The organism is Nostoc sp., assembly GCF_036917395.1.
In the GTDB taxonomy this organism is placed as follows: Bacteria; Cyanobacteriota; Cyanobacteriia; order Cyanobacteriales; family Nostocaceae; genus Nostoc.
On record NZ_JBALDI010000059.1, the window covers coordinates 39,449 to 52,840 of the forward strand.

The following is a 13,392-nucleotide window of genomic DNA, read 5'->3' on the forward strand; positions in this document are numbered from 1 at the left end:
GGTTCTCCTTGAGTTCAAGCGGTTAAGGACGGTCAGGGCTGTGCTGGTAGTCCCGCAACTTCGATGACAGGACGGATTTCGACGGTGCCGACTTTTGCACCTGGGATGCGGGTGGCGATCGCAATGGCTTCATCCAAATCCTGAGCATTAACGAGGAAGAATCCACCCAATTGTTCGCGGGTTTCGGCAAATGGTCCATCGGTCACGAGTGATTTGCCATCACGGACTTGGACACTGGTTGCGGTTGCAACAGGATGGAGTGGAGCCGTCGCCAGAAATTGTCCTTGAGGGGAGCAAGTCCTGGGCGAGTTGGGCAGATTCCCCATAGCAATGCTCCCGCTCGGTGTCGCTCATGGCGTTTTCGTCCATATAAATCAGCAGCAAATATTTCATTCGGTTGCCTCCTTTGTGATTAAGTCGAACGGGAATTGTCCGAATCGACACCTGAGTGCAAAAATTTTGTCTACTACAATTGAACTTTATCTCCCTTTATCAGTCAGTCGAACGGCAATTGCTCAAATCGACACCTTGCCCAAAATTCTTTATGTCTTTTTGTGAAAGGTATGGCTTCAATCCCAAAAACAGATGTGGCTCAAGCAATTGCTGCCCTTTATCGAACTGAATGGGGGCGCATTGTCGCTATTCTGATTCGGCTGGTCGGAGATTTTGATGTAGCTGAAGAAGCTGCACAGGCAGCATTTACAGCGGCTGTGAATCAGTGGGAAAGCGACGGTATTCCCGATCGTCCCCGTGCCTGGATTATCCGAACTGCCCGGTACAAGGCGATCGATCGCCTCCGACGACGCACGAAACTGACCGAAAAACTGGAGTGGTATGCGGCATCTGGCTTAATTCCATCCACTGAAGAACCAACCTATGACAGTGATGAAATTGGAGACGATCGCCTACGATTAATCTTTACCTGCTGTCACCCGGCACTGGCAACGGAAACTCAAGTAGCGTTGACCCTCCGAATGTTGGGTGGACTGGAAACCGACGAAATTGCCCGCGCCTTTCTTATACCGACTGCAACAATGGCACAGCGGTTAGTTCGTGCTAAACGCAAAATTCGAGACGCAGGCATTCCTTACAAAGTACCTGAGACGACTGATCTCGCTCCCCGGATAGAGGCAGTCCTGACAGTCATCTATCTCATCTTCAACGAAGGCTATGCCGCAACCAAAGGAGATGCGATCGTGCGGGCTGACCTCTGCATCAAAGCGATTCGCTTGGGGCAACTGGTGCGGCAATTGCTGGCATCCCAACCCCCATCTGAAGTCACAGCACTGGTGGCGCTGATGTTATTGCACGATTCGCGGCGCAATGCGCGTCTAGATGAGGCAGGCGATTTGATTTTGCTAGAAGATCAGGATCGCAGTCGTTGGAACCATCTACAGATTGCTGAGGCGTTACCTCTGGTAGAGGAAGCGTTGCTCTTTGGAACCGGAGTGTATGCCCTGTAAGCGGCGATCGCCGCCCTCCATTGTCAGGCAACCCGCGCCGAAGAAACAGACTGGGCGCAGATCGTGCGGCTCTATGAGGTGTTGGAACGCTTGCAGCCCTCACCATTGTGGCCTTGAACCGAGCAGTGGTGATCGCAATGGCAGACAGTCCTCAAGCCGCATTTGGACTGATTGATAGCCTTACTCCAGAACTGGACAGTTATCATCTCTTTCATGCCACCCGTGCAGATTTATTCCGGCGTGTTGGAGCATTAGAGGAAGCGACCCAGAGCTATACACGGGCACTAGAATTAGTGACAAATGAGAGTGAGCGTCGTTTCTGGAACGTCGGTTGCGCGAAGTTCAACCTAACATTCAGTCCGGCTAAGGGTTTACAACAGTTTAAAGCGCCAGGCATCCATGATGCCGTTGAAAAGAAATGAAAAATCTTCTAACAGGGTGAACTTGTAACTTAACAAAAGGCAAAAGAAGACAAGTCGGCTTAGTACTTTAGTACTGTTATAATCCAATCGTTTCATCAAGTTGTGTTAGGGTGCAGCAAATCACCGATCGGCTCTCTGGCACATCCACATCCACCTCAACTGATAGAGGATTCCGACATGGATAACAATCCCAGCATTCTCTCGCACGTTTCGATTGGTACTAATGATTTTGAACGAGCGATTGCCTTCTATGATGCTGTGTTGCCAACATTGGGCTGTAAGCGATTTATGGAGCATCCAGGGGCGATCGCCTATGGCAAACAGTATCCCGAATTTTGGGTGGGAACTCCCTTCGACGGGCAACCTCCAACGGTTGGCAATGGAACTCACATTGGTTTATATTGCTCCTACAAAAGAAGCAGTCCACGCCTTCTATGAGGCAGCATTGGCGGCAGGAGGCAGCATTCGATGGTGCCCCCGGTGGCAGATCCGACTATAGTGAGCCGTATTACGGCTGCTTTGTGCGCGATCCAGATGGACACAAAATAGAAGCCGCCTTCTGGGATGAGCAGCTTGAGCAGCAACTCATGTAGAAAGAGCCAACACTGTCAAGTCGAAGCTGCATTTTCAGCTTCAGGTCCCTTCCAACCTTGAATAACAGCACTTTCCACCAAGGTGAGTGTTTGCGAAATGTCAAAGGATATGTGTCAATTACTTTTGAAGAACCGTTTTTCAACTTAATATCTCATTAATCTTTGATTAATCTCTCAAAATTAAATAAACTTGTTTCAATTGACGTAGAAACGGCGATCGCTGGGGCTGAGATCGGGTGTACGCTGTGGGTTACAGAGTTTACACTGTATTGACCGTTGAGTAACAAAAAATTGTCTGCCAAACACGGCAATCAACAGATGATTCACGCCGTCCACTCCACCGAATCAGGCGCTCTGTCCACCAGTTGAGCAAATCCATCGGGGTAAACCTCCTCAAACTCAACCATCACCCCCCACCTTTCATCACTCGTTAGCGTACTGAGTAGCTCTTGTACCATGCCAGATTCCACAACGGCTGATGCACAATGCGAATGTCATACCATTTGCCATGTCATTTCCTGCCCCGCCCCCAAAGGTACAAGCCCAGATTCCATAAATGGAACTTCATCAGGAATGCGCCAAGTCGTTTTGGACAAGGTAATTCGCTCGGTATTACGCGGCAGTTGATAAAAATCTGGGCCATAGAAGCTAGCGAACGCCTCCAGTTTATCCAGGGCTTTCACGCTTTCAAATGCTTCGGCATACAACTCAAGGGCGTGCAGAGCCGAAAAGCATCCCGCGCAGCCACAGGAACTTTCTTTGCTGGTGCGGGTATGGGGAGCGCTATCGGTACCTAGAAAAAACTTCGGATTAAGCGATGTTGCCGCTTGCAACAAAGCCTGACGATGCTCCTCCCGTTTCAAAATGGGCAGGCAATAAAAATGGGGGCAAAGGCCGCCTTTGAACAGGGCATTACGGTTAAACAACAAATGTTGTGGCGTAATTGTTGCTGCGATGGTGTTGGCAGACAGGACATACTGCACCGCATCGGAGGTGGTGATATGCTCAAGCACCACCCGCAGGTTGGGAAATCGCTGCTTGAGAGGGATTAAATGTCGCTCGATAAACACCTTCTCGCGATCGAACGTATCAACATCGTTATCGGTCACTTCCCCGTGCAGTAATAAGGGCATGTCCACCTGCTGCATTGCTTCAAAGACGCGATCACCCTTTTGAATATCCGTCACACCGGAGTCTGAGTTGGTCGTTGCACCGGCTGGGTAGTACTTGACCGCTTTGATAAACTGAGATTCTTTCGCCCGGAGAATGTCGTCGGGGCTGGTATTGTCGGTGAGGTAGAGCGTCATCAATGGCTCAAACTGTTGGGCTTCTGGAATGGCGGCGAGGATGCGATCGCGATAGGCTGCCGCATCTGCCACCGAGCGGATAGGGGGCTTCAAGTTCGGCATGATGATCGCGCGGGCAAACTGACGCACCGTGTAGGGCAGAACCGCTTTCAGTGCTGCACCGTCGCGCAGATGCAGATGCCAATCGTCAGGTCGGGTGATGGTAAGCTTTTGCATCCTTTCATTATAAAACGGCAACAAGGGCTTCATGAGAATAGGAGCGATCATCCAGATCTGATATGGGGCGATCGCCATATTAGAAGGGATTGGCTATAATTTGATGTCGGATGAAAACTGTCAGCTAAAATAATGAAGGGAGTTATACAGGAACGCCAATGAATATCAGTATTGACATACCTGATGAGGTGCGCGTTTATGTAGAGGCACAAGTGATGGCAGGTGCTTACAGTAGCATCGGCGAATATTTTCTCTCATTGGTACAACAAGACCAAAAACGCAAGGCACAAGCGAAGTTAGAAACACTTTTAAAAGAAGGTATTGATGGAGAAGGGCAGGAAGTAACACCAGAATATTGGCAAAATCTGCGTTCTACCGTTTTAGGTCAGAACAGCATGGGCAACCCAAACGATACATGAGCTATCGATTAATTGTCAAAGATCGGGCAACGCAAGATTTGCGACATCTGGCAAATTATATATTAGTCAATGGGAATACAGATGTAGCAGTTAAATTCTTAAGTGCTGCTGAAGAGACGTTTGCTCAGTTGGTAAAGACTCCTGGGATAGGAAAGGTAGCTCAGTTGGTAGTATCGAGATTAGGTGAAATCCGACAATGGCGCATCAAAGATTTTCAGGATTATCTGATTTTCTATCGGATTGAGGATACTACCGTTGAAATTCTTAGGGTATTTCATGGAGCAAGAGATTTAGCAGATGTACTTAGCGAATTAGACGAACAATTTTAACCCATAATTGCTTATACTACCGCCAAGAGCAAATCGCACACCACAGACTTGCATCCGCTTTCAAAGTTAACCCAAACCTGCCACTGGTCCACGCAGGCATTCCAGTAAGGCTCCCCATCAGCAATCCCAACAGCCTCGCCAAACGAGGAAACAAGCTGGGAGTAGAACCGACCAGCACTTTCTAGCCCTTGCCCTAATCGTAACTTCAGCCCCTTCCAGCCTCCAACAGTCTTATCTAATGTTTGGGGAGTATTGTCTGTGTCAGTAACGTGAGTTTGTAACTCTATATTATTAGTGGCTGACACCGACTCTTGTTGTGATACTTCATCCCGACTCAACCATTGGCGGAAAATCAAATTACGATCGGGAGCAACGCGATTTTGTGAAGTCGGATCAAAAACAAGCGATGCCTGCGGCGGGCTACGCCTACGCTAAAAATGATATTTAAGTTAATGGTGATTTTATTTACAAAATAAGTACTGGTTTAAACTAGAAATCATCTTGATGAGGTATCTCAAAAAGATTGCTAGCAAGTCATTTGACGATTATTTCCAAAAATCTCTGCAACAAATCTTCGATATTTAGTATCAATTATGACAGAAATAAATTAAAGGGAGAATTAAAGTATAAAATTTATCAAGCAGTTTGGGGTTTGATAAAAGAATTGAAGATAGAATCACAAAAATTATCCCAACTTTTAGCTATCCATTGACAACGCAGATGTAACATAATTTCTGCATTATTTTGTAACCAAAATTTACTGTTTCCTTTCATGCGTAAATTAACAACTTGACGAATTAAACTTTCAACTGCGCCACTACCGAGAGGTAATTTTCGAGCCACAACTTCGTTATATTTTAAAAGCCTCCAACTATCAGGCTTTTAAAATATAATTTCGCTCTCTTACGATAATTTTACAGCGCTCTCCTGTTGCCTCGGAGATAAATTCACCCATATTTCTCATTAAATCTAGTGCCTGACCTTTTTTTAAAATATTTCGAGATTTTTTAAACCATGATTGACGCTCATTTTCTGTACTAAAAGCAGCATCAGCAAAATCTTGTAAATGTGATGCTGCGTGATAAAAGTCTAATAATTGATAAGTTTCAAGTGGGCATTTTAATTTTTTCAGTAAAGGAGGAATATGTATCCATATCCACTTCTTTTCCATCAGCAATCAATAACACCTGTTTGGCTTCACTTATACCCAAATTTACCAAATACATTTCTAAAATTTTGAGGAATTCTTTATAACCGGAATACGTGCCATCATTAGTAATAGGTATTACCGATGTCCTAATTTTTTTACCTTGTTCATTTACTACATAAATTGTTAGTAACTTTGGCTCCATCCATTCACCGACAAAGCCATGACGGTTTGTTTTGTTACTGCGTCTACCTTTTTTATTGAACCTAATTTTAGTTCTTCCACCATCTACAGCGATCACAACTCGTTGGTCTTTGAGAACATTACTGTTAGATAAGTCACCCATCTCTAGATTTAATATTTTTGATCGGCGTAGATTAATACCAATTTCACCAAAAAGGTAAGTCAGGCGCTCGATTCGTTTTAAACTAGCATTTATTCCCCAATCCATTAGCGTCGAACGTGCTGCATCAAAAGAACTGGCTATCGCACCACATTTGGCAATTGTTGACCAGACTAAAGGGCTAATACCTTCTGACATCCCTAGCCATTTTAAAAACGGACAAAATCCTTGATTTGAGGTTTTTATTTTGGGCTCATTGATCAGAGGATTATCAGATTCTTTACTTATGGGATTCCGTTCAAGTACATAAGGTAAAGTTAAAGTTACTTCGACGTTTCCAATTGTTACTATTTTTCGCTTTCTAGAGCCATGCTTTTGTGTCTTTAAATTTTTCCATTCCTGTGTTTTACTAACAGAATAGTTCCGACTTTTTGGGGATGTGGAAAGATTATATAATAAAATAGCTATACATTGACCAGCTAAAATCATTGCCTGTTCTCTAATTTATTCTTCTCGTTCTCTCAGCTTTTTTCCATTCCACTCTGTAATATTTGTAAATTCTAAAAGTTTTGTGATCTGTGAGTGAAAACTTTTAACTGACTTGTTTAAATCAAGAGTTGCACTTATATTTTTTGCCATAAAAGGTAAACGTTAAAACCCTGGAAAAATTACTTAACCGGAATCCTAGCTTGTTTTTGACCCTCATAAATTTTTGCACACATTACCACACTGAAAATTTCTGGACAACTTATGTATTAATACGCATGTTAATGTAATAAATATTTTTAGTACTGAAGAAAGTTGTTAGCGATCGCTGGTTTTTGATCCTACCTCACCAAATCGCGTTGCTCCCCTTTATTCTAAGGTCGATAACAAAAGACGATCACTTTTCTTCAAGACACTGCGCCAATGCCCTTACGCAACTACTCATAACAGTGAAAATCTATCTGCAATCGAGTTTAAGCAAATGCCACTGAGCTAAAGGGGTGGAATCTATGCCTAAACCACCTTCTAGACGCAACAAATCCGCTTCTGCCGCCTCTATCGATTCAACTTCAGCAGCTAACTCTGCAAATGAGGATATCTCCCTTCAAGAAGACCCAGCCTCAGCAACAATTACCGTTACTGCTGTTGAAATTCCCGAATTAACCGAGCAGGAAATTAGCGATCGCCTGCACCTAGAGAGGAAAGTGGAGAGGACATTTTTTGAGGCAGGCAAGGCATTGGCCCAGTTGCGCGATCGCAGGTTATACAGATCCACTCATCGCACATTTGAGGAGTATTGTCGTGATAGATTTGGATACACCCATCGCCGAGTCAATTATCTAATAGCTGGTTCTGTAGTATTTGACAACATAGTGACGGGAACAAATTGTTCCCAAAATCAGGAAGTGGGTGAAACGGGAACAAATTGTTCCCAAAACCAGGAAGTGGATAAAACGGGAACAAATTGTTCCCAAAATGAGGGAGTGGGTGAAACGGGAACAAATTGTTCCCAAAACCAGGAAGTGGATAAAACGGGAACAAATTGTTCCCAAAATGAGGGAGTGGATGAAACGGGAACAAATTGTTCCCAAAACGAGGAAGTAGACAAAACTCGACCTAACTCCTCACGAATCCTGCCGACTAACGAAGGACAAGTGCGCCCTCTGGCAAAGCTAGAACCCCAGCAGCAGGTTAAAGTTTGGCAACGGGCAGTACAGGAGGCTGGTGGTAAAGTTCCCAGTGCCAGGATCGTCACTGATGTTCTGCAGAGAATTATGGAACGTACCAAAGTACCCAACAGCTACCAAATCGGCGAAATCTGTCAAATCCTTGCAAAAGACAATCCTGAACTCAGGGGTAAAAATGGATGTTGGGGGATAGCCAACCATGTGGGTGAATTCAGTTGCACAGTTACAATGTGGGATGGGGAGTACACAGTTGGGTTGCAACACCTGAAGTCCTTAAACTACCTGCCTGCCGAGTGTGAGCAGATGCAGGAGATTAGCGATGGCATTACACGGGTGTATTCGAGGGAGCTAGAGGAATCAGTGCAAAGGTTTTTGGAGTCGCTGGGGAAGCTGAATCGGGCTTATTTGACGGTGTTGGAAGAAAAAGTGCTGAGTCTTTTGGAGTCGGAAATTACACATAAAAAAGCCTGGGAACAAGGCAGGAATTTATGCGAACGATTAAGTTATCGTCAATGAAGTCTGCTGTTCAAGCCGAGTTTGTAAATCTACAATCAGGTTTTCTCCACCGCGTCGTGCTGACCATAAACCAGAATACTGCAAACCTATATTCCACTTTCCTTGCATATAATCTTCACTTTCTGAAACTATGCCTGTATATCTAACTGGTACAGGTGAGGTAACTAAATAACGTTTAGTAAAACTGACAGTGCGCCCAATTACCTCGCCATTGACCTGAGCTTCTCCTAAATAGTTGTCATCCAAAATGGAACCACTAAAAGTATTTCCACTCTGAACAAAGGTTGCTTCAAAGCGACTAGGAATGTCATCTTGCCAGTAAGTTCCTAACCAATTACCGCTGAGGTCTGCCATATTGCTTCCTAATAAAAATGTCTATGCGCTCGCCCATTTTCTTTGTTAAAAACGTAAGTGTATCCTATTAAAATCCAGGCATCGTGACGTAAAATTTATTTCCAAAATACACTCATATCATGCCACAACTCTATCTTCAAACACTGTTCAATAGGTGGAATAACGAAACAGCTATCCTCTAAGCGTAAAAAATCCACCTCTGCTGCATCCAGTGACGACACGCCACTAGATAACCTTACCCAAGAGGAAAACCCAGCCTTAGCAACAATTACGGTTACGGCTGTTGAAGTAAGAGAGTTGACGGAGGATGAACAGTGCGATAAGCCTGACGGCATGGCTACGCTTACCGCCTTCACCTAGAGCGCCGTGTGGAAATAGCGTTTTTCGAGGCGGGGAAGGCATTGACTGAGTTACGTGAGCGCAGACTTTACCGTTCTACACACAAAACATTTGAGGAATATTGCCGCGATCGCTTTGGGCATAGCCGTCGGCAGTCTTATCTTTTAATGGATGCGGCTGTTGTTTTTGATAACTTGGTTGAAATTTGTGATCAATTTGATCACATTTTGCCGACAGCAGAGGGACAAGTTCGACCCATGACAAAGCTTGAACCCCAGGAACAGCAGGAAGTGTGGCTAAGAGCAGTAGAAGTTGCTGGCGGTAAAGTGCCAACTGGTAGAATCGTCAAAGATGTGGTGCAAAGGATTATGGAGGGAACCCAAGTACCCAATACTTACCAAATCGGCGAAGTCTGTCAAATCCTTGCAAAGGATAATCCCGAACTCAGAGGAAGGGGTGGCTGTTGGGCTATTGTCATCGCAGTGAATGACTTTAGTTGCAGTGTGAGAATGTGGGATGGCGAACACACAGTTGGGTTGCAACATTTTAAATCTTACGAATACTTGCTTGTTGAGTGTGAGCAGATGCAATTAATCAGCGATCGCATCAGTCGAGTGTATTCCGATTCGCTGGAGGAGACAGTCAAAAGTCTGTTGCAGTCGTTGGGGAAGCTAAATCGGCCTTATTTGACTGCGGTGGAAGAGAAATTGTTGAATGTACTGGAGTCTGAATATGGGAGAGAGATAACACCCTAAACAATTTTGGCAATTTGGCATCCAATGGCTTTGGGTTGCAGTTTCAATGGAGATAGCAACACAACGGGACAGTGAAGAAGTTGTACGAGGGAAAAGATAAAAAAGATAAAATTTCCCGCTTCTTGACATCCAGCCGGAGCCAGTTGTTTAATTGAGTGCTGTAGAACCCCTCTACATGATTCATACAGCGCTCAACAGAGTTCAGTTAAGGCTCTACAACTGGCTAGAAATGAACAAGACCAAATAGAACCTCAGAATATGGAAGATGCAGATAGCTGGCATTGCTTCTTTGGCGATCGCTCGTTTGTGATCATCAGTTGATTGTTCAGTATATTAATATACGTTGCAGTAAGACATCCAGAAGTTTTTGGAGTTGTTGGGGAAGCTGAATCGCGCTTATTTAACTAATTTAGAAGAAAAAGTGTTGAGTTTTCTGGAGTCGGAAATCCTAGCAGAATGGAACAAAGAAACAATGCTGTGAGTGAATTGTAGTATTAAATTAATAAAATCTTGCTTTGATTTAATATTTTGTGACTTGAAGAAGATTTTGGACAGGTTTTAAAGGAGAAGTTGGACAAGTTGCATGAAATACTTATAACTTCGTAAGGCATTAATCAAGCGATGCCTATGGCATCGCTATTACCAAAACCTTTATCTTGTATACAGGCATAGAGTTTGAGCAGTTTTGTTATTTTTTAGACGTTTTTAGAAGGTAAACTTGGACATCCCTTTTTGTCAGGGAAACTTGGACAACCTGTGCAAAATCTTCTTCAAGTCACATTAACCTTTGTTGTGATTAACAGTAATTTAGATGCGTTTGCCTTAGTACTATTAGTGAGGGGGATCTACTGCAATTACAGTGGCTGTACCATTGATAAGACTTAAAAATCGTTGTTTCTATTCGGAGCCAGGAAATTATCTATAATTCCCACAGCCGTGATTTTCCCTAAGAAAGGGGTAGCATTAGAAAAGCCACAATATCTTCGATTAAACTTCGTGCTGGCGCACCGACAATAGTTGCATCAGTTGGAATCGTATATACCTGTCTAACACCTTGAACAAGACTGCCAGCTAGAGCCGCGATCCAGGTTGAAGGATCGCCCCCCAAATAAGTCGAACCCAAAAATGCTATCCCCCAAATAATTAAATATGCAAAAAACTGATGCAAGCTGGCAAGTACTGGAATTTTATCCAGAGAACAATCAATAGCTGCTATCAGCCAAAAAATCAACAACACAATCGAAGTAAAATTAGCACCTTTTTCCTGAGCGCGATAAGCAACTCTCAAAAGACAAATACCAGGAGAGAACGCGGAAACACTTGTTAATAGAGCCAATTCTCCTGTTGATAATCCTTGTTTTCCAGTTTTAGAAGCATTTGTAACCGATGGAGTACTTTTTGCTGCTGTCAGTAAAGCCAATTCTCCTGTTGATAATCCTTTTTTCCGAGTCTGAGTAGCATTTACAACCGATGAGGTAGTTCCTATACTGGCAGTCATAAATAAGTCAGTTGTTATAACAAATATCATTACAAAGAGTGAGATAAGTATTGAGTATTTTTTCATGATAATAACCTTGAGAGATGAAACTCTCATATATAAATTCACTGTTTAATGTTTTGAAAACTTTCTCTATCCCTAAATTACAGAGTATTTTGAAAACTTGCTTTAGTTTTGATGCGAATAACAAATTTTTTCTTCTCACAGCAGGGTGGCTGAAAATACAGCAATTCTCATATACCCTACTAATATTCTTGTGTATAAAAATTTCGGACTTTAGTCAAGAAAGGGTGAAGGGATTAAAATCTTACTTTCTCAGTAGACGACCTATTTGTACCTTTTCCAAAATTTTTTGTACTATATGCTCTTGAAATTATGCATTCGTGTTGTATCTCCTTGGCATATCCAAGCCCCCCAATAAAATGGATGTTCAAGTGGTGTGTCTGACTCATGACAATCAATCTCGGTATCTGCCAACAAATCAAAAACGTGTAAAAGTTGTTTCAGCACTTCTATACCCAAGGCAGACTTTCGCAGTTCTTTGACCGTGATTTTACGTATATAATTCTGGGCATTTTGCAATGCCTCAGCACGTCCCATGTTCAAATCTAAGTTGTTAAAGAAACGCTCCATCAGTAAAGCCGTAGCTTGATCTGGTACTTTCCACAGGCTCATTACAAGTGTTTTTGTTCCAGCAACCGCAAAAGCACGCCGCAATCCAAAAACACCTTCGCCAATTTTAATATCTCCTCTGGCGGTATCACAGGCAGATAATACAGTCAATTCATTCGCCCACAGGTCTAATGAGGCGATATCCTGGGCGAAAATAAACCCTTTACCTGCTGATGGGGGTAAAATCCCTCCAGAGAGCCAAGTATTAGCACCAGCTAAAGCCAGTCCAGAACGCATCATCGGGTTTTCTATCTTTGATACTTCCAAATGCATCGTCTGAAACGGTGCTTGTGGCGAGTCGGCTAAAAATAAACCGTGAGTGGCAATCAGCATTATACTAGGACAGTTGCTGGTGGTTAAGTGGGTTTCAAGTGCTTCTGCTCCCAGATATAGCCGTGCATCTGGTAGCTTTTTGGCGACACTTTCAGCAAGAAACCTTGTACCAAGTGTGCGGGACAAAACTTCACCGTCAAGAGTGTTGATAAATTCATCGTTTGAGGATTGTTGTTTTACGATCGCCAAGGGACTCTCAAAGGCGATCGCACCACTCGTATCAGTTTGTTCAGCAGCCAAATCAAAATCTGGATCGGCAATGATTAGAGGTGTAGAAGCCGGGCGCAGTTTCGGGATTTGCGATCCCTGCGGGGGGCTACGCCTACGCAAAATATCCCGTCCCACACTTAAATAACTGATGGTAAACTCATCCATCAGTAAGCGCGTGTTTGTCTCATCGCAAGGTAATGCTTGAAACGGCAGTAAATTTAAGTTCCCATCTGGTGCAAATATTAAGTGTTTACAGCCTTTTAGGGCGTTATAAATAGGCTTAACAAGCACTTGGCTAAGTTCGATTGCTGGGGCTGAGTCGTATGGTTTTATTGGCAGCTTTGGTAATTGGTCAGCTTTTCCCCATCCTAGAGTTGCCTTGCTATAGTCTGATGCCTGCAAGCGAAATACCCAAACTAGCTGATCAATGACTTGGGCTGACCCTAAATCTATCATCTGCACTGCATCTGGTTGTCCAGAAGGTAAAACAAATGCTAGATAACGAGCAGGTTGCCATTGTATGTCTCCATTCGCTGGAACTGCATTAAAATCGAATAGCTCAAAGCGGACAAATTCGACTAAAATCGCGTCTGCTGGTAAGGCTGAGGCCACAGCATAACGGTTAGAAGGTTGTTCAAATAACTGAATCTCTGGTACTTGAGATGCCAGTTGTTTTTGAAGGTTGTTATATTGTGTCTGTAGTTGTGCTAATTAGACTCGTCCGAAAATTTGCAACACGCTCTGAGTCTGGTTTTGGGCAGTGTTAACTGCTAACCAGAACCAACGGAATAATCAAGGTTAGA

The 13,392-nt window shown here is 43.7% G+C and carries 17 protein-coding genes and 1 pseudogene; 8 read left to right on the top strand and 10 right to left on the bottom strand.

Annotated elements, in window-relative coordinates; genetic code table 11:
• Positions 1–32: 32 nt before the first annotated feature.
• Positions 33–326, bottom strand: a complete 294-nt coding sequence (locus tag V7K46_RS20585) for a YciI family protein (protein WP_322648155.1) — start codon at positions 324–326, stop codon at positions 33–35.
• 237 nt (positions 327–563) lie between these two features.
• On the opposite strand from V7K46_RS20585, the gene V7K46_RS20590 reads away from it, so the two are divergent.
• The 4 genes from V7K46_RS20590 to V7K46_RS20605 all read left to right on the top strand — a co-directional run bounded on the left by V7K46_RS20590 (position 564) and on the right by V7K46_RS20605 (position 2,478).
• Positions 564–1,463: an RNA polymerase sigma factor gene (locus V7K46_RS20590; RefSeq protein WP_335116319.1), complete on the top strand. Its 900-nt coding sequence runs from the start codon at positions 564–566 to the stop codon at positions 1,461–1,463.
• Positions 1,464–1,570: 107 nt separating this feature from the next.
• Positions 1,571–1,885 carry a hypothetical protein gene (locus V7K46_RS20595; protein WP_335116321.1) on the top strand — a complete coding sequence of 105 codons (315 nt, stop codon included), beginning with the start codon at positions 1,571–1,573 and terminating at the stop codon, positions 1,883–1,885.
• Positions 1,886–2,062: 177 nt separating this feature from the next.
• Positions 2,063–2,323 carry a VOC family protein gene (locus tag V7K46_RS20600; RefSeq protein ID WP_335116323.1) on the top strand — a complete coding sequence of 87 codons (261 nt, stop codon included), beginning with the start codon at positions 2,063–2,065 and terminating at the stop codon, positions 2,321–2,323.
• Positions 2,320–2,478 (top strand): hypothetical protein, encoded by a 159-nt coding sequence (locus V7K46_RS20605; RefSeq protein WP_335116325.1) that lies wholly within the window; start codon positions 2,320–2,322, stop codon positions 2,476–2,478. The genes V7K46_RS20600 and V7K46_RS20605 overlap by 4 nt, the downstream gene beginning before the upstream one ends.
• A gap of 195 nt (positions 2,479–2,673) precedes the next feature.
• Here the strand turns inward: V7K46_RS20605 and V7K46_RS20610 are convergent, their stop codons facing one another.
• Genes V7K46_RS20610 through pyrC form a run of 3 tightly spaced genes read right to left on the bottom strand, consistent with a single transcriptional unit; the run spans position 2,674 to position 4,079 of the window.
• On the bottom strand, positions 2,674–2,805 hold the full coding sequence (locus V7K46_RS20610) for a hypothetical protein (RefSeq protein ID WP_277926820.1): 132 nt from the start codon (positions 2,803–2,805) through the stop codon (positions 2,674–2,676).
• Complete coding sequence (locus V7K46_RS20615; protein ID WP_335116330.1) at positions 2,802–2,936, bottom strand: hypothetical protein; 135 nt, start codon at positions 2,934–2,936, stop codon at positions 2,802–2,804. The genes V7K46_RS20610 and V7K46_RS20615 overlap by 4 nt, the downstream gene beginning before the upstream one ends.
• A gap of 36 nt (positions 2,937–2,972) precedes the next feature.
• Positions 2,973–4,079 carry a dihydroorotase gene (gene pyrC, locus V7K46_RS20620; protein WP_335116332.1) on the bottom strand — a complete coding sequence of 369 codons (1,107 nt, stop codon included), beginning with the start codon at positions 4,077–4,079 and terminating at the stop codon, positions 2,973–2,975.
• Positions 4,080–4,159: 80 nt separating this feature from the next.
• Here pyrC and V7K46_RS20625 point away from each other — a divergent pair, with 80 nt between their 5' ends.
• Together V7K46_RS20625 and V7K46_RS20630 are read left to right on the top strand one after the other, a co-directional pair.
• A complete protein-coding gene (locus tag V7K46_RS20625; RefSeq protein WP_335116334.1) occupies positions 4,160–4,420 on the top strand; it encodes a ribbon-helix-helix domain-containing protein in 261 nt (86 codons plus the stop codon).
• Complete coding sequence (locus V7K46_RS20630) at positions 4,417–4,749, top strand: type II toxin-antitoxin system RelE/ParE family toxin (RefSeq protein WP_335116336.1); 333 nt, start codon at positions 4,417–4,419, stop codon at positions 4,747–4,749. The genes V7K46_RS20625 and V7K46_RS20630 overlap by 4 nt, the downstream gene beginning before the upstream one ends.
• An 11-nt stretch (positions 4,750–4,760) precedes the next feature.
• On the opposite strand, the gene V7K46_RS20635 is transcribed toward V7K46_RS20630, so the two are convergent.
• A complete protein-coding gene (locus V7K46_RS20635; RefSeq protein WP_335116338.1) occupies positions 4,761–5,105 on the bottom strand; it encodes a hypothetical protein in 345 nt (114 codons plus the stop codon).
• A 280-nt stretch (positions 5,106–5,385) separates the two neighbouring features.
• Positions 5,386–6,878 (bottom strand): annotated as a pseudogene (locus V7K46_RS20640) (ISLre2 family transposase).
• 356 nt (positions 6,879–7,234) lie between these two features.
• Here V7K46_RS20640 and V7K46_RS20645 point away from each other — a divergent pair.
• Complete coding sequence (locus tag V7K46_RS20645) at positions 7,235–8,428, top strand: hypothetical protein (protein WP_335116340.1); 1,194 nt, start codon at positions 7,235–7,237, stop codon at positions 8,426–8,428.
• Here V7K46_RS20645 and V7K46_RS20650 read toward each other — a convergent pair.
• Both V7K46_RS20650 and V7K46_RS20655 read right to left on the bottom strand, forming a co-directional pair.
• A complete protein-coding gene (locus V7K46_RS20650; protein WP_335116342.1) occupies positions 8,411–8,782 on the bottom strand; it encodes a hypothetical protein in 372 nt (123 codons plus the stop codon). The two genes, V7K46_RS20645 and V7K46_RS20650, sit on opposite strands and share 18 nt — an antisense overlap.
• 95 nt (positions 8,783–8,877) lie before the next feature.
• Positions 8,878–9,138 (bottom strand): hypothetical protein, encoded by a 261-nt coding sequence (locus tag V7K46_RS20655; RefSeq protein ID WP_335116344.1) that lies wholly within the window; start codon positions 9,136–9,138, stop codon positions 8,878–8,880.
• A 12-nt stretch (positions 9,139–9,150) separates the two neighbouring features.
• On the opposite strand from V7K46_RS20655, the gene V7K46_RS20660 reads away from it, so the two are divergent.
• Complete coding sequence (locus V7K46_RS20660; RefSeq protein ID WP_335116346.1) at positions 9,151–9,876, top strand: hypothetical protein; 726 nt, start codon at positions 9,151–9,153, stop codon at positions 9,874–9,876.
• A gap of 946 nt (positions 9,877–10,822) precedes the next feature.
• On the opposite strand, the gene V7K46_RS20665 is transcribed toward V7K46_RS20660, so the two are convergent.
• Together V7K46_RS20665 and V7K46_RS20670 are read right to left on the bottom strand one after the other, a co-directional pair.
• The gene (locus V7K46_RS20665; RefSeq protein ID WP_335116349.1) at positions 10,823–11,374 is read right to left on the bottom strand and encodes a hypothetical protein; all 552 of its coding nucleotides are present in this window, start codon (positions 11,372–11,374) and stop codon (positions 10,823–10,825) included.
• 357 nt (positions 11,375–11,731) lie between these two features.
• Complete coding sequence (locus tag V7K46_RS20670; RefSeq protein ID WP_335116351.1) at positions 11,732–13,201, bottom strand: CHAT domain-containing protein; 1,470 nt, start codon at positions 13,199–13,201, stop codon at positions 11,732–11,734.
• Positions 13,202–13,392: the final 191 nt, after the last annotated feature.

What these genes read in the sequence shown, in the direction of transcription:
- V7K46_RS20585 (WP_322648155.1), bottom strand. Translation starts at nt 326, where the DNA reads ATGGGGAATCTGCCCAACTCGCCCAGGACTTGCTCCCCTCAAGGACAA.
- V7K46_RS20590 (WP_335116319.1), top strand. Translation starts at nt 564, where the DNA reads ATGGCTTCAATCCCAAAAACAGATGTGGCTCAAGCAATTGCTGCCCTT.
- V7K46_RS20600 (WP_335116323.1), top strand. Translation starts at nt 2,063, where the DNA reads ATGGATAACAATCCCAGCATTCTCTCGCACGTTTCGATTGGTACTAAT.
- V7K46_RS20605 (WP_335116325.1), top strand. Translation starts at nt 2,320, where the DNA reads ATGAGGCAGCATTGGCGGCAGGAGGCAGCATTCGATGGTGCCCCCGGT.
- V7K46_RS20615 (WP_335116330.1), bottom strand. Translation starts at nt 2,936, where the DNA reads ATGGTACAAGAGCTACTCAGTACGCTAACGAGTGATGAAAGGTGGGGG.
- pyrC (WP_335116332.1), bottom strand. Translation starts at nt 4,079, where the DNA reads ATGGCGATCGCCCCATATCAGATCTGGATGATCGCTCCTATTCTCATG.
- V7K46_RS20625 (WP_335116334.1), top strand. Translation starts at nt 4,160, where the DNA reads ATGAATATCAGTATTGACATACCTGATGAGGTGCGCGTTTATGTAGAG.
- V7K46_RS20630 (WP_335116336.1), top strand. Translation starts at nt 4,417, where the DNA reads ATGAGCTATCGATTAATTGTCAAAGATCGGGCAACGCAAGATTTGCGA.
- V7K46_RS20645 (WP_335116340.1), top strand. Translation starts at nt 7,235, where the DNA reads ATGCCTAAACCACCTTCTAGACGCAACAAATCCGCTTCTGCCGCCTCT.
- V7K46_RS20650 (WP_335116342.1), bottom strand. Translation starts at nt 8,782, where the DNA reads ATGGCAGACCTCAGCGGTAATTGGTTAGGAACTTACTGGCAAGATGAC.
- V7K46_RS20665 (WP_335116349.1), bottom strand. Translation starts at nt 11,374, where the DNA reads ATGACTGCCAGTATAGGAACTACCTCATCGGTTGTAAATGCTACTCAG.